Raw genomic sequence first — 21,843 nt, forward strand, 5'->3', positions numbered from 1 at the left:
TTCTCCTCTATTCTTAAGGCTAGCAAAGGGGGCCTTAATTTCAAGAATAAGCCCCCTCCTTCAAACAACGGTTAAAAAACGGTATCCGGAAGGCAATTTAGAAAAAGATCCTATGATGAACAAAGTGATATCAAACATTAGAGTCCTCTCCTGTTTAATAATTCTTGGATGGGGTTTGATAATTAACCCTGATCGTTTAGTTCTTGCAGAAGAGTTGCCACAACAATCCGTGCTGCCCCTTGAATTAGCCAATAAGGCAGCACTTGCCGCAGTTAAGCACTGCAAAAAAGAGGGCTACCGGGTAAGCGCAACGGTGGTGGACGGAGCAGGGGTCATCAAAGCGCTGCTGAGGGCGGATGGAGCTGGCGCCCATACCGTCGATAGTAGCCAGCGTAAGGCTTACACTGCCGCGAGCCTGCGGGAATCGACTCAAAAACTGGCGCTGCTTATTGCCCGAAAGCCCGAAATTCAAGCACTAAGGGATATGAACGAATCTATTCTGATTTTGGGCGGAGGGCTGCCTATTAAGATAGAAGGTGAAGTCATCGGGGGTATTGGTGTGGGGGGAGCTCCTGGCGCTGCTTTGGATGAGAATTGCGCCCGCGCTGGCTTAGAAATTTTAGGCGCGGATCTTTACCAAGAAAAAAATTAACGATCTCCTTATTTTCCAAGCAATATCTCTTTGGCCTGGTTAATTTTTGCAGCAAGATAATCGGAGCCGCCGCGATCCGGATGAACTTTCTGCATGAGCCGACGGTGGGCGGCAATGATTTCTTGCTCGCTGGCGCCCACTGCCAAACCCAGAATTTGATGGGCCTCTTCTGGTGTCATTTCCGCTTGACCCGGGGAAGAATTCCCCTGTCTTTGAGCATTAGCCTGGGCTTGCCAATCCTCTCCATAAACCCGTTCTAGATAGGCTCGCACCAGGGCCGCGGATTTTTCATCCGCAGCCTGGCATTCCAACAGCAACTGGGTTAAGTCGGACAAATCCAGCGCGTCCATTGGTTTACCTGCAAAAGTGCCTGCCAGGACCTCTCCGCTCATCTCTCCCGTTTCGTGATCCAGGGTCATGCGCACGAACCGAGCCTCAGCGGTGGACTGCTGGGGGTCGGCGGTGCCGGCGCTCTGATTGCCAAAACCCGCGTTGGCGTGGCGGTAAGCCCATAGCCGTTGCAGCAAAGGAACAAAGCGAAGTAAAGGCAGCAGCCGTGCAACCCCTGCTGCTAGAGCCCCTAATAGAGCCATAATCCAGGGTAGCCGGCCCGTGGCCGTAAGAAGCAGGAAAATGCCGACAATTAGTGCGATACCGATCCGGCGCATAGCCCGTATCGCTACTGGACGAGGGGTGTTGGCGATCCAACGGCGCAATAAAATAGCCCCGATGAGGCCAAGTAAAGCAAGCAGAACGATAGGACGCACTTGGGCTAGTCTTTTTTGATTTGGTGAATGAGCCGCAACGTTACTCCCCCCTGGCGCTGGCTGAAATTTTCCAGGGCGGCTCGCCCTCCGGTGGCATAAACGGCCACGGCATTTAATAAGTCCCGTAGTTGGGCCGCGCTAGCGGCGTCAAAACGGCAATAGGCCCCTTGGGTTAATTGAGCGATTTGCCGAAAAGCCCGCTCCGCCACCAGATCATAGCCTTCCTGAAAGACAAAGGCAGGTACGCCCAAAATGCCTAATTCACCAGCCATATGGCAGAGACGCTCCATCTTTTCCTCCATGCAGTCACCTACAAAAACCAAGGCATTGACCTTTTGTTTTCGCGTTTCATTTTGGGTATGCTGCAACGCTTTTTCAATCTGAGTGTAACCACCGCGACAAGCCACGGTGTTCATTTGCTTCAAAAGCGCGTCGGAGTGACGGAGCCAAGAACTGGCGGAGAATTCTTTAAAGCCACGATAATAACATAGCTGTATTTCCAGCCCACCTAAGCTGGCTGTTTCCTGGAACATCTGGGCTTGAATATGGCAGGCCCGGTCCCAGGTTGGCTCCCGGCTGGCGGTGGCATCCATGGCAAAGATCAGCCGGCCATGGCGGCTACCAGGTTTAATCTGGGGCATGGCCGCAACTTTCTTCAGGAAGGCGTCCACCTCACTGCTGCTGGATGGTTTTCGGAGTGATTTACCGGTTTTCTCTGTCATCTGTCTTTAAGAGGTTTTCTTACTGCTATTAGGCACCAAACAACGGTGTAGGTTTCGATAATGAAATGTATTTCGAACAATAATGTCATAGGCATAAATTCCAATAGCCTGAAGGGATCTTACCAAAAGGCCCATTTCGACTGGCTTCGGCTGCGCTATCAATTGGACGCAGCTGCTCGCGATCAGCCCCTTGAATTTCAGGCTTTAACCCAACTCTCAAAGCGGGAGCAGCTTCGGGTTCTGGATCTGGGCGCAGGTGCTGGAGCGAATATTTGCTATTATGCTCGCCTTTTGCCTTCTTCAACCCAGTGGTGGATGGTGGAACGAGACAGCGAGCTCTTAAAACGAATTCCTCAGTTTATCATTGAGTTCTTGGGAGAAAAAATAAACACTGTTCATCCCTTGAAGGATGATTTTTTAGCGCCGGATTGCCCAATTTATAAGACCTCTTTCGATCTAGTGGTGGCCAATGCTGTTTTCGATCTCTTAAGCGCTGATCAATTTCAGGGACTACTTCAACTATTTCGGCAGGCATGGGAAGAGGAATCTCCCTTGTTTTTATTTACTCTCAATCTGGATCGAGGCATCCGATTTTACCCTACTGATAAGGAAACAGAACGTTGGTGCCGCCGTTACGAATTCCATATGCACCGATCCCAGCACTTTGGCCGGGCCATGGCGGCTCACTGTGGAAGGGAGATGGAAAAATTGTTTCTGGAAAACGGATTTAACGTGAACAGTGCCTCTTCGGCATGGGACATATTACCCTTGCAGAAAGAAGCGCTCTTGGCAAAACTCGATTTTTTTGAAAAAGCGATGGCAGAATCGATAGGTCCTTGCAGTCAGCAGTGGTATTTGTTTCAACGCTGGTTGAGGAGGAAACGGTATCAGGCTCGCCGTCGGAAACTTTCCTTGCATGTTCCTCACCGGGATTTTTTAGCTAGAATCAGAACTTGATTTTTGCGCAATCTCTCTAGGCACCTCAATTATATTTAATCGTTTTATATCCAGCTATATTGATATCATTACTTCTGAAAATCGGTAAGAAAAGGTACCTTCCTCCCTCACGCTAGGTGACGGAGTCCTCCTGTTGTGAGGGCGGGCAATCCGCCTCCGGCGCTCTCTGGGAACCTAACCCGTTCAGTGCCGGCATATTGACCGAACGGACATGAATGTCTCGTTGGGGAAACGGTATTTCAATCCCCTGTTCACCCAGGGCCCGATTGATGGCCGTATTCAGCTCATGCATTAAGGGATAGCGATTTCCTAGCTCCCGCACAAAGGCCCAAACAATAAAGTCCAAGGTGCCTTCCCCAAAGCCCACAAAATAAACGCTAGGAGGAGGATCCTCCAATACTAAGGGATTAGCGTTGACAACCCCCAGAATGATCTGATGCGTGAGGGTAGTATCCGATCCATAAGCCACCCCCATCTTCAACGTGATCCGAGTGATAGGATCAGAAAGAGTCCAGTTCACTAATCTATCTGTCACAAAAGACTTATTAGGAACAATCAGTTCCTTACGATCAAAGTCCGTTACCGTAGTAGCGCGGATTCGAATCCGAGAAACCGTGCCCGAGATATCACCTACCGTCACCACATCACCAACCCGAATGGGCCGTTCAAATAAAATGATCAGGCCCGAAACAAAATTGGCAAAAATTTCCTGCAATCCAAACCCTAATCCCACGGTGAGAGCAGCCACCAACCACTGTATCTGGGACCAACTGCCCCCAATAGCATCAAATACCAAGACAATACCGGCACTCCCAATGGCATAGCGCAATAACGTCGTAATGGCATAACGACTACCAGGCACTAAGGAAAGCCGGCGCAGCACCACTATTTCTAAAACACCGGGAAGGTTTCTGGCCGCGCCAAAGGCCACCAGGGCCAAAACCAGGGCTAGCGCTAAGTTAGCAAGGGTAAAAGGTTTTTGCACCTCTTGACCTTCCACGACTGCGGTATGATGCCATAAGGTAATGTCATTAAGGATACCTAACGCGGGAAAAGTCGGTGCCCAAATAAGCCAAAAGCCAACAATAATGGACAAACCCACCACCGTCCGGAGTAGCTGGCGGGTTTGCGAATCAACCGTTTGAATATCCACCTGGTAAATATCTAGTTTAGTGGGGATTCCCGCGCCAGACCGGCCCGCCGCCTCTCTGGTAGATTGGGTCACTCGTTCAATCTCCCGCCTCTCCCGCATTTTAAGCAAGGCCAGCTTGCGCTGCGTCACCTCAAGCCAGCGGATAGCTAAATCATGAACCAGCGCTGCGGCGATAATCAGATATAAGGTAACAACAATCTCATTTTTAAGATGGAGCGCCGTATAGAAATACCCTACCATCGCCAAGCCCGCTAAAGAGATAGGAAGGAAAACAATAGCCGGATACCACACATAACGGAAACGGGACAGCCAGCTTCTCGGTTGCTCGTCTAAATACCGTTCGGCAATCCCCCCTTTAGGTCTTAATATCCGTTGAAAAAATACCGCGAGCGCCACCATGCTCACTAATAGCCCTACCCGACCAAGGCTTTCGGCGTAAATCTCATTCGCTTCGGCACCCGCCACTGTTGCCACGAACAAGGCCGGCAACATCACCGGAATCACCCAAGTGAGATTTTTCCGCCAGAGTGTCACAGTTTGCTGCTGCCAACCAAAATGATCAATGGCGACCCCATGGCTGCGGCACAAGAGGCGAAATCCATGCATTAAAAACAGGGGTAAGGAGATAGCAGTCAAGCCGGCGCCTACCGCTTTAGCAAAGCCTGGAACTTCCGGAGAAACTCGCAAAAGCCATCCTATAAAACCTACCAACAGGGGCCAAGGCGCCGCAGCCAGCAGCGTGACTATGAAGGCTCGGAGAGTAAAGCTGAAACGATCTGCATAGGGCATGGTTATCCGCTCTGTGGTCGTCTTTAAAGTCCCGCCTAGGTTATAACGCACCTGAAGTAACCCAATAAAGATCAATATCACCACGATAATTAACAGGGGCTCCTCCATCGCGATAGAACCCAATGCTCGGGCGGTATCCTGCCAACTCTCCAGAGATAACAGCCAGACCATTCCCGCCAGCAAATCCTGTCCGGTTTGGAAATCTAAAGGAGCAGCGCTAGGAATCCATAGTAGATGTTCATCGAGGAATACCGCATATTGCCTGGCCCTCTCCATGAGCTGCTGCTGTATAAACTCCAAATTTCCTACCGAGCGCAAGTATTGGCTTTGAATAGCGCTAAGTTTATCTAATAAAATTTGCCTGCCTTTCAGTAGATTACGCACCTCTACCTTAATTTCTTCTCGCGGGGAAGGCGCTAAACCCGGCCCCACTTGTTCCGCTATGACCTGGGTGACCGCATCCTCAAGCTTGTTGAGCTGGCGGCGCTGTCCATCCACTCGAAGTTGGCTGAGGCCAACTTCAGCCATCTCCACCCGGTGCTGTTCGGTTTCCTCTTGGTAATGGCTAAGGTCTGGTAAACTGCGGCGTTGGTCCTGTAAAAACTGCTGTAACGCTTTATTCAACCCAGCGATTTCTAAACTCTGCCGCGCATTTTTAAAGTCCTGTTCCATTTGCTTTAAGTGAGCTTCTGCGGCTTCATGTTCAGCAGTAATGCGGCTCAAGCGCGTGGCCAACGTAGCAAACTCTTTGCTGAGGCGGGCATTCTGTGCAGCCAGCTCCTGAATGGCAGGATGTTTACCAGCAGCTTCCCATTCTGCCCGGGCAGCTGCTTCTTGGGCCTGTCCTACTTCCTCTCGCCGCCGCTGCCTAATTAATGCTTCAAGAAACTTAACCCGCGCCTGGGTTTGCCAAACCTGCTGTGCTGTCAGATCCCGTTGTGCCTTCAGCGCCTGTAACCGGACATTATGACTTGATAGTTCCTGATCAAGCATGTTAATTTCATTGAGGTATACTTCTAGCCGTGCCTGCAAGGCTAGCTGACGGGCTTCGGAAATGAGGGACGTTTCCCCCGGCGGTAATGCTTTAAGATCATTTTCTATACGTTCCTGCTGCTGCTTGGCTTCCGTGAGCTGATCCCGGGCCTGTCGGGGTCGAGATTGCTGCTCTTGCCATTGCTTCTCTAACCCAGCGAGGGAACTTTCTAGGGTAGCGAGGCCAGCCTGCTCGGCTGCTAGCTGCTGTTCCAATTCGGAGAGAGGGGTTTCCCCGGGGATCTGCTCCAAGGCTGCCATTGCCTTATCGATGCCTGGAGAAGCGAGATGCCTATTAATTTCTTCTATTTTGGCCGGCGCCGCTTCTATAGCCTGTCGATAGACCCTAGCCTTGTCCCCATAGCCTTGAGCTGTTTGCAAACGCTCTTTAGTTAGCTGATATAAATCCAGCAGTTTTTTCTTTTGTGCCTCATCTAATCCTTGAACCTCTTCTAACTCTCTCATTTTATTACGGACTTGCTCTAAGGCTATGAAGGAATTTAATCCATCCGGCGACGTTACTGAAGAGAGCTCTGCCCACAAAGCAGGAGGGATAAAAAAAATAAGCGCCAAAAATAACCTTAAGACAAAAAGAACATCCTTATCATTTAGCATTGCTATCAACTTCCTCCTACCCGCACAATCCAACCAGCTAATGTCGTATACGCTTCCTAATTTTTCCAGCCGTTTGACGTATTTTTTTCAGCCATCGCCTCGCCCATGCAAATTCGATGGCCAAAATGCCTAAACCAATTGGGATCACGACTACCGCAGGTCCCGGCAGTACAATCATTGCGACTCCCACTAAAAGTACCGAGGTACCGAGAACAAGCACCACAATTCGCCGGGCTTGCCGATAACTAAGAACAGCTAAAACAACTAGGTCGTTAAACAGCGGTGTGGCATCCTCATCAGAATCCCGGGGTGAAATAAACAAAGAAGCAAGAATACCCAGCGTGAGAATACTTCCAATAATGACTAGGGAGATAATATTCGGGATAGGATAATAATAAATTAACGTTATTTTTATGGCGAAATAAACCAAGATAAAAACTAGGCTCAATTTAATGTAGCGAAATCGCTCCACATGACCCGCAATCGTGAAATAGAGAGCATGAAGGCCAAGCACTGAAAAAACATTACAAGTGAATACCAAAAAGGGATCTTGGGTGACGGCAAAAATAGCAGGAATAGAGTCGAGGGCAAATATTAAATTAGTACTTACCACCAGAATCAGCGCAAGCAGCAAAGGCGTTACAGCGCGGCTTCCATTTAGGGTGCTAAAAAAATACCCCCCTTTAAAATCATCCACAACGGGATAGAATTTTTTAACCATGATCAGTAAGGGATTACGGTTTATATTGACGTTGCCATGACGGATCATCAGCATCTTCACTGCGGTTGCTAGGAGCAATCCCCCAAACAAATAGACTATCCACTGGAAACGCTCCATCAATGCAACACCTAATGTTATCATGATGACGCGCAGTCCAACCGCCCCCAGAATCCCCCACAACAGCATACGATGTTGCTCCACCACGGGAATTTTCAGGTATGAAAATATCATAGCGATGACAAAAATATTGTCTATCGACAAGGATTTTTCCATCAGGAAGCCCGTCAAGAATTGGATTGCGGCTTGTTGTCCACTAGCATTGTGGGAGGCCAGATCGCTCCATCCAAGCCAATTATTCTCATAAAGAAAATATACAAATACGTTAAAACAAAGCGCCAGGGCCACCCAGGTAACTGTCCAGACCAGGGATTCTTTGACGCAAACTATACGCGCCCCGCGATTCAGAACGATAAGATCTAACACTAATAACCCAATAATAAGGGCGATAACGCCGATCCAAATGGAAACCGTCATTACTGATTATCTCCATAGTCGGCTGAATACAGAAAAACATCCATAGCTAAAATCCGCAAAAAAAACACTCCCTTAAGATCAAGAAAAAAAGACACTTATTGTATAGTGTATCGCCACACACAAGGCATGGTAGGGCGGAAGGAAAGGATGCTTAGGAAAAACACGGTTGCTAGAGAAGCTGTATGAAGGGGAGATATTTAATAGAGAAAACAGCAATAACATTAATGCAGAAATCTCTCAATACAGCGAAGTAGGCTCTTAAATCTTCTTTGGGGGCAGGGACTGCGGGGAATCATTGTGGGTAGGCGGGAGAACCTTTGATTCCGTGCTTTAACAGGATTTTACCGGCAGAATCCGACAGAGCCAGGCGCACACTCACGTTGATCAGGCCATACAGCATGATCTAATTTTACCCCTCGCAAGGAAGCTCCCTCTAAGTTAGCCCCTAGCAAATTAGCATAGGAGAGATCGGCATAATCTAATTTGGCATGGCTCAGATTAGCACTTTGCAAATTAGCACTTCGCAGCACAGCATTAGAAAGATCGGCATAGGCCAAGTTTGCAGAAGCCATATTAGCATAGGCTAAAGTGGCTGAAGCTAGAGAAATTCGGCGCAAATCGGCACCTGCAAATGATGAGTTGTGAAGATTGGCACCGCTCAGGTTAACCGCTGCCAGATCTTTCCCTGAAAGAAGACAGTTACTCCAATTCACACCTGGACGGGGGAGCATATCACAGTTTTTTACCACTCTAACAGGCGATAGGAAAACTATTACTCCCAGGAAAACAACGATCACCAAGATAATTGCTCCGATGAAGCGGTATTTAAAACTATGACTGGTCTGACACGCTTCTAATTGAGTTCTGAGCTGGGTTCGCGCTATGCGGTATCTAATGATTTCAGGAAGTTCAGGAGAGCGCCGATCCTTCTTCCCACGCTGCTCGAAGGGAGGACGCCGCCTCTTAAATTTGCGGCGATCATACCCCGAGCGGCGGTCATCCCAAAGATACCCCCCTTCATCTTGTTTCAGTAAGCCCGGAAAAAACTCGGCCTTACTTTTATCATGTTTTACTTTCACCGAAGATTAGACATAGTAACTAACTATTAGTTTTTAATATAAGAAGCTACGCGGTTACCCTACTTGGGGTCGAAGAAAGGCAGTGAGAAAAGGTTGCTGCTCAGGTGGCGCGTGATGGGGGTATTCTGGTGGTGGACAGTTTAATCCTGGATAAACCCTATGCGAAAAAATAAAATTGGCCTACCGCCACCGGTCAGGCAGCCATCATCTGGTGCTCGAAGAGGTTAACCCGATCCGATCGTACTACTATGGAGTGATAGCGAACGACAAAGCCGGTGATGGGTTGGCTAAGGACGACTATTTCCAGAGAATAATCAACACCGCTCTTACCGTCTGCTCAATGGTAACCGTTACAAACTTATATTTCCCTACATTATATTATAAAAGAGAAGTCCTTGCTTTAATCTACCCCGATACAGTATTTGGTCCCGAGCTTGCGTTATGTAATAAATACACTAACTCTGCCTCATTTTGAGATAACCCACAGCGGGCAACCAATTGATCGATATCGGCGCCGCTGCGCACCATCTTTATCGCCTGACTATAAGCACGTGCTTCCGGTGTATGCAAATTAATTTGATCTTGCCACTCGGCAAGCTTTTTTACCCGCTGATCCAGCCGCACGATTTGGTTTCCCAATTCGGCCCTATCAGTACAAAGAACCCCAAAATCCCGCTGTAATTGCTGAAGATGGATAGCCTGCTCCTCTAGTTGCCGGCCAGTTCGGTGCAAAATAAAGTTCAAATAGAGCACTAAGATAAGCAGTATTCCTGTCACCGATAAAAGCAACCAATCTAATTCCATCACTACCTCTCATACCTGTCTTTTTACCAAAAGTGAAGAGCAGCGCGCTCTCCGCTGTTGATATGAACCCAATTCCGAGGGGAAGCCTCCACCTCCAATGAGCGCCGGCTAAAGGATCGCTCCAGTATGACTAACACTACGAGCCGATCCCGCACCTTTAAACACCAGCACCACTTTTGCTCCAAACTTGGCGCTTCCACCTGCAAAAAGCAGGCTATCGTTGATTTCCATTTCCAGCCATGCCTGGCCTTGACTAAGACGAAGCAAATCTTCTTCGATCAAAATCTGAAAGACAGCACTAATCTCCTGAGTAATGATTTCAATGTCCGCTTGCCTATTACAGCTTCCTCAAGGGCGTACAAAATTCCTGTACGCTAAAATATCCAGAAAAATAAGGTTGGGAGACTCAATTCAGCCACTCGCTCAGGCGAGCCCGCAGACGCAAGACAGCACGTGACTCGCTCACCCCTAGTACTTCGCCGATTTCCCGGAGATTGAGATCCTCGACATAATAGAGCGACATCACCAATCGCTCCCGCTCCGGGAGACCCTCAATAGCTTCAACCAATGCCCCACGGAAGTTTTGATCCTGTAATCCCTCGTAGGGGCCTTTTAAAGAAGCGCTCAGAGGCTCCGATTCCTCACCCTCGTTGAATTCATCCAGGCTAAATACCCGATAACCGCCTGCATCCTGCAATAGTCGATGATATTCATTAAGCGGCAACCCCAGCTCTTCAGCGACTTCATGATCCCGTGCGTCCCGGCCTTCACGGTTTTCAACTTCCCGCATGACCTCGGCAACCTGCCTCGCCTTACGATGGACCGAGCGGGGCGCCCAATCATTACGGCGAATTTCATCCAGGATGGCGCCCCGTATACGGATTCCCGCATAAGTCTCAAAGCTTGCTCCTTGGGAAGCATTGTAATTACGAGCTGCCTCTAGTAAGCCAATCATACCTGCCTGAATAAGGTCATCCAATTGCACACTGGGCGGCAGTCGGGTTAACAGATGGTAAGCAATACGCTTAACCAACGGTGCATACTGAGCAACCAATTCATCATCTTTTCTCTTCTCTTGCGTACGAGTAGCGTAAGCAACAACCCCATTCATGATAATTCCCCTTTACTATAAGAATCTCCGGCACAAGCTTTTTTAGCCGGTCTATCGACGACATACAGACTAGATTGCACTAAGCGCTCTACAAAGAATTCTAGATGCCCTCCGGGTTCTCTCCGCATTGGCCAACGAATCGCCTTCTGGGCTAAATGCATGAAAGCTGCCGCCGATTTGCTTCTGGGATAACTGCTAACCACCGCGCTTTGTTTTTTCACCGCCTTACGAAGGCAATCGTCATAAGGCACTACCCCCGAAAACTCCAATGTCACATCCAAAAACTGGTTGGTGACTTTGACAAGCTTGTCATACAATTCCCTACCCTCCTGAATACTGCGGGCCATATTGGCAAGTATATGAAACCGATGCAGCCGATGATCCCTGCTCAATATCTTGATTAAGGCATAAGCATCAGTAATAGAAGCAGGCTCATCGCAAACGACCATCAACACCTCTTGGGCCGCCCGGGTAAAACTAATCACACTGTCAGAGATTCCAGCGGCAGTATCAATTAGCAAGACATCCAGAGCCGTACCGAGCTTACTGAAAGCATGGATAAGACCCGCATGTTCCGCCGGACTAAGATGCGCCATGGCCCGTGCGCCTGAAGCTGCCGGCACGACCTTGATCCCTGCCGGCCCAGGGATAATAATGTCCTCTAATGAACACTCCCCATTAACCACATGGGCCAAGTTATAAGTAGGTTGTAACCCTAACAATACATCAATATTTGCTAGCCCTAGATCGGCATCCAGCAACATCACTTTTTGACCTTGATTGGCCAGGGCTACCGCTAGATTGACTGAAACATTGGTTTTACCGACTCCCCCTTTACCACCGGTAATCGCCACTACCCGAACAGGATGGGCCATCTGCCGTAAGCCACTGGCCTGATCAATCCGTGCTTCAGACATGAGCATAAGCGCCACCCCTTCCGAAAGTTTGAGCTAAGACCTCATCCGTTAATCCTTTCTCCTGCTCATGGGCATATTCGCTGAGCAAATGGACGATGTTCTGGGCGCGGGCTGGAGAAAAATCCTCCGGTACCCGTTGTCCATCGCAGACATAGGCTAAAGGTAAATGATGACGAATAGCAGCGGACACCATTCCGCCGAGGCTGGCCGCCTCGTCAAGTTTGGTAAGGATACAGCCGGCAAGATCTATCCGGTTGAATTTCCGTACTACTTCATCTAACACCGAGAATTGGGTAGCGGCGGAGAGCACTAAGTAGTTCCTGATTTCTAGGGTACCCTCTGCAAGCATGGTAAATTGCTCGGTAAGATGCATATCCCGCTGGCTCATACCTGCCGTGTCAATAAGTACTAATCGCCGATCCGCCAAATATTCCAGGGTTTCCTGTAATGTCTGCTGATCACGGGCCACCTTGACTGGAATACCCAGAATGCGGCCATAGGTATGCAACTGCTCCTGGGCGCCGATGCGGAAACAATCAGTGGTCACCAGAGCAACACTATGGAGGCCATGGCAAAGGGCAAAGCGCGCCGCGAGCTTGGCCACGCTGGTAGTTTTTCCCACACCCGTCGGACCTACAAGGGCGATGATGCCGCCATCGGACAAAATATCATCGTTAGCAATAGGAATGAGGTCAGTCAATCCCTTCAATGCCTGCTGCCAAATTTGATGAGGAGCACCTTCATTATTCACCTGAGCAGCCAACTGCTGGCAAAGATCGGAGGCTAGATCCAAACCCATTAATCGGCGGAGCAGTTGCGCCTTAGAGGGGTTACGGCGTCCTATTTCACCCCATGCGAGATCTGATAATTGTGTTTCTACTAGATTGCGTAAATTTTTCATCTCTTGGTGCATCTCAAGGAGGATTGGCTCCTGAGACCCACCTCTCTGATCCGCAAAAGAGGTTCTTTTCTCTGGCAGAGGCTCCGCCCCATCACGGCGCTGAGAATTCAGAACTTGCTTAGGCGTAGTATCTTCATAATCCGTGGCAGCGACGATCTCCACACCCTCTCCAACCGAACGGTTGGACAAGATAACGGCATCCGCCCCCATTGCCTCCCGTACCTGCCGGATAGCTTGACGCACATCCGGAGCTGTAAACCGCCTAATCTTCATTAGCTGCCCACACTGGCGACGATACGCACCTGTTTATCCTCTGGTATCTCGTTATAGGACAATACCTTAAGCTCAGGGATAGCGTGTCGGACAAAACGTGCGAGCCAGGGTCTTAAGACGCCCTGGACTAATAAAATAGCTGGCTTTCCAGCCGCCTCTTGCCGCTGGACGCTGTCTCTTAGCGTAAGGTGTAATTTTTCTGCTAAACCCGGTTCCATATTCAGTCCTCCCCCTTCACTAGCTGTCTGTAGAGATGCTAGCAATAATTGTTCCAGGGCGGGAGCTATAGAAATAACCTGGAGCTCTTTTTCTAAGCCATTGAAACACTGGATAATAAATCGACCTAAGGCAATGCGGATTATGGCTGTCAAAATGGCGGGGTCTTGACTTCTTAATCCATGTTCCGTCAAAGATTCGACGATGGTGCGCATATCACGGATAGGTACGCCCTCCTCCAGCAGCTGTTGCAGAACTTTTTGTACAATGCTCAATGGCAAGATCTCGGGAACTAGTCCCTCAACCAGCTTGGGCGCCGTTTTAGCCAAATTTTCTAGCAGCTTCTGCACTTCCTCCCGGCCCAATAACCCATGGGCATGATTTTGCAGAATTTGACTTAAGTGGGTAGCGATCACCGTACCGGCATCCACGACCGTATAGCCGTGCATCTGAGCTTGCTCCCGTTGGGCTGGCTCAATCCACAGGGCCTCTAGGCCAAATGCTGGATCCTGGGCCGGGGTTCCTTCCACCTTGCCAAAAACCTGGCCCGGGTTAATGGCCATCTCCCGTTCGGGAAAAACTTCCGCCTCCCCCACTGTGACCCCAAATAAGGTTATTCGATAGGCGATGGGAGCTAAATTTAGATTGTCGCGAATATGAACGGGCGGAATGAGAAAACCCCAGTCCTGAGAGAGCTTTTTTCGCACGCCTTTGATACGCCCCATCAATTGCCCCCCTTGGGTCTTATCTACCAGGGGAATCAAGCGATAGCCAACTTCAAGGCCAATGGGATCCACAGGGGGAATATCCTCCCAAGATAGTTCCGGCGTTTCCGAGGGAGCAGCCATAGGGGGGGTGGGAGCCACTTCCGCTTTTTGCCGCTTGCCCAACCACCAGACTCCAAAGCCGCAGAGCAAAGCCAGCCCTAAGAAAGCCAAATTAGGCATTCCAGGAATAAGTCCCATGCTTCCCAGCACGACGGCGACTACCGCCAATGATTTAGGGTTCTTAAACAATTGAGCCAAAATTTGGCTGCCCATATCTTGCGCATGGGAAACCCGAGTCACAAGAATGCCCGCTGCGGTAGATAACACCAGGGAGGGAATCTGAGCAACCAACCCGTCACCAATGGTCAGTAGGGTATAGTTCCGGGCAGCTTCGCTAAAAGAAAGATCGTGCTGCAAAAGCCCCACCGCAAGCCCGCCAGCAACATTAATCAGCAGAATTAAAATGCCAGCAATAGCATCGCCACGAACAAATTTGCCAGCGCCATCCATGGAGCCATAAAAGTCCGCTTCCTGCATGACTTCCTCGCGCCGAAGGCGGGCTTCTTCTTGATCGATCAGACCGGCATTCAAATCCGCGTCGATGGCCATTTGCTTGCCGGGCATGGCATCCAAAGTAAACCGGGCGCTCACCTCGGAAATACGGGTTGCCCCTTTGGTCACCACCACAAAATTGATAAGGACCAAGATAAAAAAGACCACTAAGCCGACGGCGTAATTACCCCCAATCACAAATTCCCCAAAGGCTTGGATAACTTTACCGGCCGCATCCGACCCCGTATGTCCCTCTAACAATACCACTCGGGTGGAAGCCACGTTCAAGGCTAGGCGCATTAAGGTGGCGAGCAAAAGTATCGTGGGAAAAGAAGAAAAGTCGAGGGGCCGGCGAGCATAAACTCCGGCTAACAGAACCACCAAAGCCAGGGAGATGTTGAAAGTAAAAAGCAAATCGAGAAGTGCCGCCGGTAATGGCAACACCATCATAGCCAACATTAATAGCAATAATAGGGGCGCACCTAGCCCATTACGGCCCACCTCACGCAGGTGTCCGCGAACAGCAGCAGTATTCATGGTATTAATCCCGTCTTAAGTCTTCAGGAATTGGAAATTCATTTGGAATAGGTTGGGGCCGGGGGCCACCCCGGCGTTGGTACTGGCGCAGTTGCAAGACATAAGCCAGCACCTGCGCCACAGCACGGTAAAGTCCGGCGGGAATTTCTTGGTCTAGCTTGGTACTGTGGTAAATGGCACGGCTCAAAGCCGGTGCGGAAAGTACGGGTACGTTATTACCTGCCGCTACCGTTCGAATTTTGATGGCCACCTGATCAACCCCCTTAGCAACTACTCGCGGGGCACCCTGTTTATCCTGCTCGTAATTCAGGGCTACCGCGTAATGGGTAGGGTTGACCACCACCACATCGGCCTGGGGAACCGCCGCCATCATGCGGCGGCTTGCTATTTCCCGTTGAACACGACGAATCCGCCCCTTGAGCTCCGGGTTGCCATCAGTTTCTTTATGTTCCTCTTTGACCTCCTGCCGCGTCATCTTGAGCTGGCGGGTATGATTCCATCCTTGAAAGGGAGCATCGATCACCGCGATAAGCGCAAGACTGGCGGAAAGGCCCACTAAACTCCATCCCATCAAGTGGGCTAATTGAAATACGGCTGGAACAAACGGTTGCCTTCCCAGAGCGATCAAATCGGGACTAAAAAGCCAAAACAGTAGACAACCTACACCACTTAGAAGCAAGAATTTAATCAATGCCTTGAGTAGTTCCATTCCGCCTTGAGGGCCAAAAATTCGCTTCATGCCCTTGGCCGGATTTAGTTTCTCCCACTTAAAACCCAAGGACTGAGCGCTAAAACTCCAACCCCCCATTAAAAGAGGGGCGGCCAACGCCGCGATAAGTGTTAAAGCCAAAAAAGGCGTTATTATTTTGACCGCTTCACCTACTCCTTGCTGAAACTGTAGAATAGCGGCCTTCGGCTCAAAAATCTGGGCGCGTTCCAACTGCAAACCCTGGCGCATTAGATCGGCTAGCCCCTGCAGCAAAGGCTCCCCTATCAACACCAGCCCCAGGGCGGAGCTCAGCAGCAAAACTGTCGTGCTAAGTTCCCGTGAACGGGGAACCTGGCCTTTTTTTCGAGCCTCTTCCTGGCGCTTTGGAGTCGGTTGTTCCGTGCGCTCCTGAGCACTAGAGTCCGCCATTATTCCCTTCCTCTAGCCAAGCGCGGATAAGCGTTAGAGCAGTATCGGTGAGATTGACCAAATGACTTGGAGCATTGGGCAAGGTAAATAAAAGCACCCAAAATCCCAAGATGAGAGTGAGGGGGAAACCAATGGAAAAGGGATTAAGTTGAGGAGCGGCGCGGGACATCACACCAAAGGTCAAATTAACTAACGACAACGCCCCAATGGCAGGCAAAGCGATTAACACGCTCCCGGCAAGCATCCAGCTCCCCGCCCCCGCCAGCTGCCAAAAGCCCCCTAGACTCGCTCTTTCCACTCCCAAAGGAAGGACGTAAAAACTCTCCGCCAACACTTGAATGACCACTAAATGGCCATTTAATCCCAGAAAAACCAAAGTAATAAGAACAGTATAGAGCTGCGAGACCATAGAAACAGCCACTCCATTCTGAGGATCCATCAAGGAAGCGAAGCCCAATCCCATCTGGGTAGCCACGATTTGTCCTCCTATGGCAAAAGCCTGAAACACCATCTGTAATACCAAGGCCATGGCAAACCCAATTAGGAACTGTTGCATAACCAGCAACCCTCCCTCCACGCTCAAGGCGGCTACTGAGGTGGCCGGGATTACAGGTGCAATAACAACGGTGAGCGCAAGGGCAAGCACTAAGCGTATCCGCACTGGGACGACCTTGCTGCCAAAGAGTGGCATCGCCATCAATAGTGCCCCGATACGGCAAAAAGGCCACAGGTAAGCACTGATCAGTTGATTTAACTCATTACTGGTAAAGTCCATGTTCACCCAATAAGTGTGGGAATATTCTCAAAGATCTGCCGGCTGTGATCCAACACTAACTGCAACATCCAAGGGCCCGCGAGGCCAAGCGTAAGTAACACCGCTAAAAGTTTAGGAATAAAACTCAAAGTCATTTCGTTGATTTGGGTAGCTGCTTGAAACATGCTCACCAATACGCCTACGGCGAGGGAAGGCAATAAGAGAACAGCTAGCAATAAGGCAAGCAACTCTAGACTATGGCGAAGAAGGGAAAGGACGATATCTGCGGTCATGAGGCTACATAAAAGCTTGAGGCTAAGGTACCCATAAGCAGGGACCAACCGTCGATGAGAACAAAAAGAAGGAGCTTAAAGGGGAGCGATACCAGCATGGGGGAAAGCATCATCATACCCATCGCCATTAATACACTTGCCACCACAAGATCAATAATGAGAAAGGGAATAAATAATAAGAAACCAATTTGAAAAGCTGTTTTAAGCTCGCTGGTAATAAAGGCGGGCACCAATAAAGAAAAGGGTACCTGCTCAGGAGACTCGAACGCTTCCCGTCCAGAGATCTCAGCAAAAAGTTTAAGGTCAGTTTCCCGGGTCTGGGCTATCATAAAGTGGTGAAAAGGCTCTCGCACCCGAGCCAGGGCATCCGTCACGGAGATTTCTTCTTGAAAATAAGGTTTTACCCCTTCCTGATAGGCTTTATCCAACACCGGGCTCATAATAAAAAAGGTCAAAAAGAGGGCTAGACCAATCAAAATTTGGCTAGAGGGAGTCTGGGCCAATCCCAGCGCTTGGCGTAGGATAGAAAACACGACAATAATTCGCGTGAAGGAGGTCATAACCATCACCGCTGCCGGCAGCAAGGTTAAAACCGTCATAAGCCCCAGGATTTGCAAAGTTACGGTATAGGTTTGCTCGCCATTACCATCAGCCGTTACTGCCAGCGCAGGAACACCCGGTGCGGCCCAGCCTGCGGCCATGGGCAGGAGGAGCAACCCAGGCAACATTAAACACCATACTCCCTGGTATCGAGATAATTTTGCCCGACGCATCAACTTGCTCATGGCGACTCCCCCTGTTTGAGTACAGCATTCAAATGTTGAGCAAAAGGGTTTTTTAACGGCTTCTGGGGGATGGCAACCGGCGTCTCTAGCACATGCAAGGTCCGGATCTGCCCTGGACAAACCCCCACAAGCAGTTGTTGCTCTCCTACCTGGACAAGCACCGCCCGCTCCCGCGTTCCAAGAGACACGCCTCCCAGGATCTGCAAGCCAGTTCCATTGTTACGTTGTAAACCCTGAACTCGGCGCAGCAGCCACATGACCAAAGCAATAGCGCCAAGTACCAAAACAAGGGCTATCATCATTTGGAGCACTTCTCCTGTAGCAATCGTTGAAGCAGGAATATTTGGGGCTTGAACAAACCCTCCGGGAACCTCCTCTTCCTGGATCGGCCGGGTTTGAGCAGGACTTCCCGCTGCTAGAGCGACCTGACCGGAAAACATCAGTAGCAAGAAAATAACGGTGGTAAAAGTATAAGGGGACTTATTCATTTGAGCCTCTTGACCCGTTCTGAAGCGCTGATTACATCGGTCAGGCGAATGCCAAATTTTTCATTCACCACTACTAATTCACCATGGGCAATCAGGCAACCATTCACTAAAACGTCTAAAGGTTCCCCAGCAAGCCGATCAAGCTCTACCACTGAACCCTGGTTTAATTGCAGTAAATTCCGAATACTAATTCTGGTGCGCCCAATCTCCATGGCCATGGTTACCGGGATATCCAAAATAAGCTCTAAATTGATATCCTTGGTAACATTTCCTGGATCGGCTTCCAGCTCTTCTAATACCGCCTGGGGATGGAACATCGAGGTAGACTCTTCCTCCTGCCCGGAGTCCACGCCGGCTTGTGGCTGGGACGGTGCATCTGCCCATTCATCAGCGGCTACGGGGTCTTGATTGTTGTGATGGGTGCTCATGGATAAACCTTATAAGGAATCTATAATTCAGCGGATGACTTTTCGGTAAACGACTCGGGGGAAAGTAGGCGCTCTACTACTTTTAGAGCACGGCTACCATGGTGAATCCCATAACGGACCCGGAATACGGGAATACCATCAGCAAGGGCGGTGACGGTGGACGGCAGTTCAATGGGTAAAATATCTCCTGACTTGAGCGCTAATATCTCCCCTAAGGAAAGCTGAATTTCCGTTAAGGTACAAGACAATTCCACTTCAGCATCCGAAACATTTTTCCGCAAAGCCTGATTCCAGCCACCATCTGCCTGAGCGAAATCATCTTTTTTTCCAGTAGCTAGCAATTCACGCACAGGCTCTAGCAGGGTATAGGGCAAAGCAATGTGAAATTCTCCCCCCCCTCCCTCAAACTCCACATGAAAGGTGGAAACCACCACCATCTCACTGGAGCTAGCAATGGTGGCAAGCCGGGGATTAAGCTCCGTCTGCAAATACTCAAAATTGACTGCCAACACCGGCTCCCAAGCCTGCTTTAGATCAGCAAATGTTCTTTCTAAAACCAATTGGATAATATGCACCTCAGTAGGCGTAAATTCCCGGTTTTCAAGGCGATTATAAAATTGCCCGGAGCCGCCGAAATACTGCTCTACCAGCATAAATACCAACTTAGGATCAAACACGAACAATCCCGTCCCCCGGAGAGGATCTATCTGCACTAGATTTAAGCTAGTAGGCATAAAGAGAGTATGCAGATACTCAGAAAACTTGAGCACCTGCACTCCTCCAACCGTAACCTCGGTCGCCCGCCGTAACAGGTTAAATAAGCTGAGGCGAAATTGGCGCGCAAAACGCTCGTTAATCATCTCTAGCAGGGGAACATAAGCCCTAGCAATGCGGTCTTCACTGCTAAAATCGTAAGGGCGAATCGTCTTTTCATCTCCCAGAACCCGTGGGTCGGCTTCACTCCTACTACCGGCAATACCGGAAAGCAAGGCATCTACCTCATCTTGGGAAAGAATATCAGTAGCGGCCATGGCTTTACTGCATTACAAAGCCGGTGAAAAAGACGGCCTCCACGCCGGAAACGGCTGCTTGCGCCTCTAAAATTAGATTAATCTCCTCCCGTGCTGCTTCCCGCAACCGCTCTTTACCCTCCACGGTACGCATTGTTTCGTAGTCCTGTTGGCTAAGTAGAAGCAATAGAGTATTGCGAATGGCAGGCATGTGGGTTTGCAATGCCTCAATGACTTCTTGATCCCGAGCCATGGCCTCCATTTTAGTCTGGAGAAAACGTATCCGGTGCTGGCTTTGGTGTTGGAAATTGACGACGAAAGCAGGGTCTAGAGAGTGATAAATAGCGGGCTGGTTGGTTCTAGCAGCATCGGCAGAAACCTCGCCAGTAACCGCTTGCGGACCTATTACGCCAGTTAAATACAAGGCCCCTGCCACCGCTATTATCAGGAGGATAATCAAGGCGCAAATGAGAATAATCAGGGATTTTTTGGAGCCTCCACCATTCCTGGTTTCCGCATCCAAAGTGCTACTTTCAGCCATGGGGTTTATTCCTCTGCTCACAACTAAGAATTATTTATTCTTAACGTAAGCAAGCCCCATACCATCTCTTCCGGTGGTAGAAAAACGTATTAATTTAAACAACTTGCCGTAAAGTGCCTAGTAACTGCCAAATAAATGGCGGCTAATTACAAAAGTACTTTGGCAAAAAATTGACACTCAATGGTAGCCATCCTCCCGCCCTAATATCGGGCCTGGAAGGATAGGGGAATTGCTAACCTACTACCTTAGCTCCGCTTCCCCTCTTCCCTCCTATCAGGAGACAATGCCAAGGATCTTTGAGAAGAAGTCACTAAACAAAGAGCTTTAAGAATCTCGGGCAATGCGGTTTCTAGGGAATATCGAGGACGGTAACCGAGTTCTCTTTGTATTTTGGCGCAGCTATACCATGCTGAACCCATTAATTTGTATAACACTTGGGAATTCAAAGGCACTTCTCTCTTGAGAACCCACCCGGCAAGATCCCCCGCTTTGGCAGCCATTTGCAGCAACCCGGCCGGAAAACGCCACCCCGGAATAGAACGGCCTAAGGCCTGGCAAAGCAATATATAAATCTGGCGAGAAGAATAAGTACAACCATCCGTCACGATATAAGTTTGATGGCTTGCCTTGGGATTTTCGGCTGTGAGCAATAGCGCCTGCACGACATCATTTACATGCACCATGGAACGGCGGTTTTTTACTTCCGGCAGTGGTGGAAACCACCCCCGATCAATTGCGGCCATCATTCGGGGGAGATTCCCCTTGCCATCGCTGCCATACACCATGGGAAGACGCAAGTTGCAAACATGCATACCGTAAGTACGGCCAGCCTCCAGCACCGCCCGTTCGGCAGCTAGCTTCCCTCGGCCATAGGCGCTTTGGGGAAGCTCTGGACTGGCTTCATCAAGGTGGCTACTTCCTCCCTCACCCATGGCCTTGACGCTACTCACAAAAATAAATCGTTTAACTCCAGCTCTTGCAGCCCGTCTCAGAAGCTCTTTAGTCCCCTCCACCGCTACTTTTTGGTGGAGCCACTCTGCCTCGCCGGTCTTATCGTTTTCGGCAAAACTGCCGCTAGCCAAGTGAAAAACAATATCCACTCCTTCACACAAATCCCCAAGCGTTAAGGCATTGGCAAAATCTCCCCGCACCACCTCTAGTAAACCCGGACTCCATATTGCCTCGGCCTGTTCCACATTTCTTGCTAATATCCGGATTGTTTCTTTTCTCGATAACAGCGCTGCCACTAGGTGCCGGCCGATAAAACCCGTTGCGCCGGTAACAAGCACCTTCATTCTAAAATCAGA

Annotated in this window: 22 protein-coding genes; 2 read left to right on the forward strand and 20 right to left on the reverse strand. The window is 49.6% G+C overall.

The features are described from left to right. Window positions 1–175: 175 nt before the first annotated feature. Window positions 176–652: a GlcG/HbpS family heme-binding protein gene (locus NOC_RS11485; protein ID WP_244859962.1), complete on the forward strand. Its 477-nt coding sequence runs from the start codon at window positions 176–178 to the stop codon at window positions 650–652. A gap of 8 nt (window positions 653–660) precedes the next feature. On the opposite strand, the gene NOC_RS11490 is transcribed toward NOC_RS11485, so the two are convergent. Both NOC_RS11490 and NOC_RS11495 read right to left on the reverse strand, forming a co-directional pair. After that, the gene (locus tag NOC_RS11490) at window positions 661–1,419 is read right to left on the reverse strand and encodes a DnaJ domain-containing protein (protein WP_002809914.1); all 759 of its coding nucleotides are present in this window, start codon (window positions 1,417–1,419) and stop codon (window positions 661–663) included. Between the two features lie 5 nt (window positions 1,420–1,424). Next, window positions 1,425–2,141, reverse strand: coding sequence for a hypothetical protein (locus NOC_RS11495; RefSeq protein ID WP_002808618.1), 717 nt, complete (start codon window positions 2,139–2,141; stop codon window positions 1,425–1,427). Window positions 2,142–2,201: 60 nt separating this feature from the next. Between NOC_RS11495 and NOC_RS11500 the strand changes: the two genes are divergently transcribed. Next, the gene (locus tag NOC_RS11500; RefSeq protein ID WP_002810908.1) at window positions 2,202–3,098 is read left to right on the forward strand and encodes a class I SAM-dependent methyltransferase; all 897 of its coding nucleotides are present in this window, start codon (window positions 2,202–2,204) and stop codon (window positions 3,096–3,098) included. A gap of 112 nt (window positions 3,099–3,210) precedes the next feature. On the opposite strand, the gene NOC_RS11505 is transcribed toward NOC_RS11500, so the two are convergent. The 18 genes from NOC_RS11505 to NOC_RS11585 form a co-directional block, all read right to left on the reverse strand. After that, window positions 3,211–6,687 (reverse strand): mechanosensitive ion channel domain-containing protein, encoded by a 3,477-nt coding sequence (locus NOC_RS11505; RefSeq protein ID WP_002808716.1) that lies wholly within the window; start codon window positions 6,685–6,687, stop codon window positions 3,211–3,213. Window positions 6,688–6,724: 37 nt separating this feature from the next. Further along, window positions 6,725–7,942 (reverse strand): TerC/Alx family metal homeostasis membrane protein, encoded by a 1,218-nt coding sequence (locus tag NOC_RS11510; RefSeq protein ID WP_002809319.1) that lies wholly within the window; start codon window positions 7,940–7,942, stop codon window positions 6,725–6,727. A gap of 341 nt (window positions 7,943–8,283) precedes the next feature. Then, window positions 8,284–9,021 carry a pentapeptide repeat-containing protein gene (locus NOC_RS11515; protein WP_002810589.1) on the reverse strand — a complete coding sequence of 246 codons (738 nt, stop codon included), beginning with the start codon at window positions 9,019–9,021 and terminating at the stop codon, window positions 8,284–8,286. Window positions 9,022–9,426: 405 nt separating this feature from the next. Next, the gene (locus NOC_RS11520; protein ID WP_002811558.1) at window positions 9,427–9,825 is read right to left on the reverse strand and encodes a DUF2802 domain-containing protein; all 399 of its coding nucleotides are present in this window, start codon (window positions 9,823–9,825) and stop codon (window positions 9,427–9,429) included. A 108-nt stretch (window positions 9,826–9,933) separates the two neighbouring features. Continuing rightward, a complete protein-coding gene (locus NOC_RS17520; protein WP_002809049.1) occupies window positions 9,934–10,107 on the reverse strand; it encodes a hypothetical protein in 174 nt (57 codons plus the stop codon). A gap of 124 nt (window positions 10,108–10,231) precedes the next feature. Continuing rightward, the gene (locus NOC_RS11525; RefSeq protein WP_011330875.1) at window positions 10,232–10,936 is read right to left on the reverse strand and encodes an RNA polymerase sigma factor FliA; all 705 of its coding nucleotides are present in this window, start codon (window positions 10,934–10,936) and stop codon (window positions 10,232–10,234) included. Then, on the reverse strand, window positions 10,933–11,859 hold the full coding sequence (locus NOC_RS11530) for a MinD/ParA family protein (protein ID WP_011330876.1): 927 nt from the start codon (window positions 11,857–11,859) through the stop codon (window positions 10,933–10,935). The genes NOC_RS11525 and NOC_RS11530 overlap by 4 nt, the downstream gene beginning before the upstream one ends. Beyond that, a complete protein-coding gene (flhF, locus tag NOC_RS11535) occupies window positions 11,846–13,027 on the reverse strand; it encodes a flagellar biosynthesis protein FlhF (RefSeq protein ID WP_002811219.1) in 1,182 nt (393 codons plus the stop codon). Before flhF ends, NOC_RS11530 begins: the two co-directional genes overlap by 14 nt. Then, complete coding sequence (gene flhA / locus NOC_RS11540) at window positions 13,027–15,099, reverse strand: flagellar biosynthesis protein FlhA (protein ID WP_002811511.1); 2,073 nt, start codon at window positions 15,097–15,099, stop codon at window positions 13,027–13,029. The genes flhF and flhA overlap by 1 nt, the downstream gene beginning before the upstream one ends. 4 nt (window positions 15,100–15,103) lie before the next feature. Continuing rightward, entirely contained in the window at window positions 15,104–16,237 is a 1,134-nt protein-coding gene (gene flhB / locus NOC_RS11545; RefSeq protein WP_002809906.1) for a flagellar biosynthesis protein FlhB, read from the reverse strand. Further along, window positions 16,224–17,012 (reverse strand): flagellar biosynthetic protein FliR, encoded by a 789-nt coding sequence (fliR, locus tag NOC_RS11550; protein WP_002808635.1) that lies wholly within the window; start codon window positions 17,010–17,012, stop codon window positions 16,224–16,226. The genes flhB and fliR overlap by 14 nt, the downstream gene beginning before the upstream one ends. A 2-nt stretch (window positions 17,013–17,014) precedes the next feature. After that, window positions 17,015–17,284: a flagellar biosynthesis protein FliQ gene (gene fliQ, locus NOC_RS11555; RefSeq protein ID WP_002811617.1), complete on the reverse strand. Its 270-nt coding sequence runs from the start codon at window positions 17,282–17,284 to the stop codon at window positions 17,015–17,017. After that, window positions 17,281–18,069, reverse strand: coding sequence for a flagellar type III secretion system pore protein FliP (gene fliP, locus NOC_RS11560; RefSeq protein WP_011330878.1), 789 nt, complete (start codon window positions 18,067–18,069; stop codon window positions 17,281–17,283). Before fliP ends, fliQ begins: the two co-directional genes overlap by 4 nt. Beyond that, complete coding sequence (fliO, locus tag NOC_RS11565) at window positions 18,066–18,557, reverse strand: flagellar biosynthetic protein FliO (protein WP_002809244.1); 492 nt, start codon at window positions 18,555–18,557, stop codon at window positions 18,066–18,068. Before fliO ends, fliP begins: the two co-directional genes overlap by 4 nt. Continuing rightward, window positions 18,554–18,985 (reverse strand): flagellar motor switch protein FliN, encoded by a 432-nt coding sequence (gene fliN, locus NOC_RS11570; protein ID WP_002810925.1) that lies wholly within the window; start codon window positions 18,983–18,985, stop codon window positions 18,554–18,556. The genes fliO and fliN overlap by 4 nt, the downstream gene beginning before the upstream one ends. Window positions 18,986–19,005: 20 nt before the next feature. Continuing rightward, window positions 19,006–20,016, reverse strand: a complete 1,011-nt coding sequence (gene fliM, locus NOC_RS11575) for a flagellar motor switch protein FliM (RefSeq protein WP_002810819.1) — start codon at window positions 20,014–20,016, stop codon at window positions 19,006–19,008. A gap of 4 nt (window positions 20,017–20,020) precedes the next feature. After that, entirely contained in the window at window positions 20,021–20,536 is a 516-nt protein-coding gene (locus NOC_RS11580) for a flagellar basal body-associated FliL family protein (protein ID WP_002810049.1), read from the reverse strand. Window positions 20,537–20,781: 245 nt separating this feature from the next. Continuing rightward, entirely contained in the window at window positions 20,782–21,831 is a 1,050-nt protein-coding gene (locus tag NOC_RS11585) for a UDP-glucose 4-epimerase family protein (RefSeq protein ID WP_002810637.1), read from the reverse strand. Between the last annotated feature and the right edge of the window lie 12 nt (window positions 21,832–21,843).

The organism is Nitrosococcus oceani ATCC 19707, from assembly GCF_000012805.1.
Taxonomy (GTDB): Bacteria; Pseudomonadota; Gammaproteobacteria; order Nitrosococcales; family Nitrosococcaceae; genus Nitrosococcus; species Nitrosococcus oceani.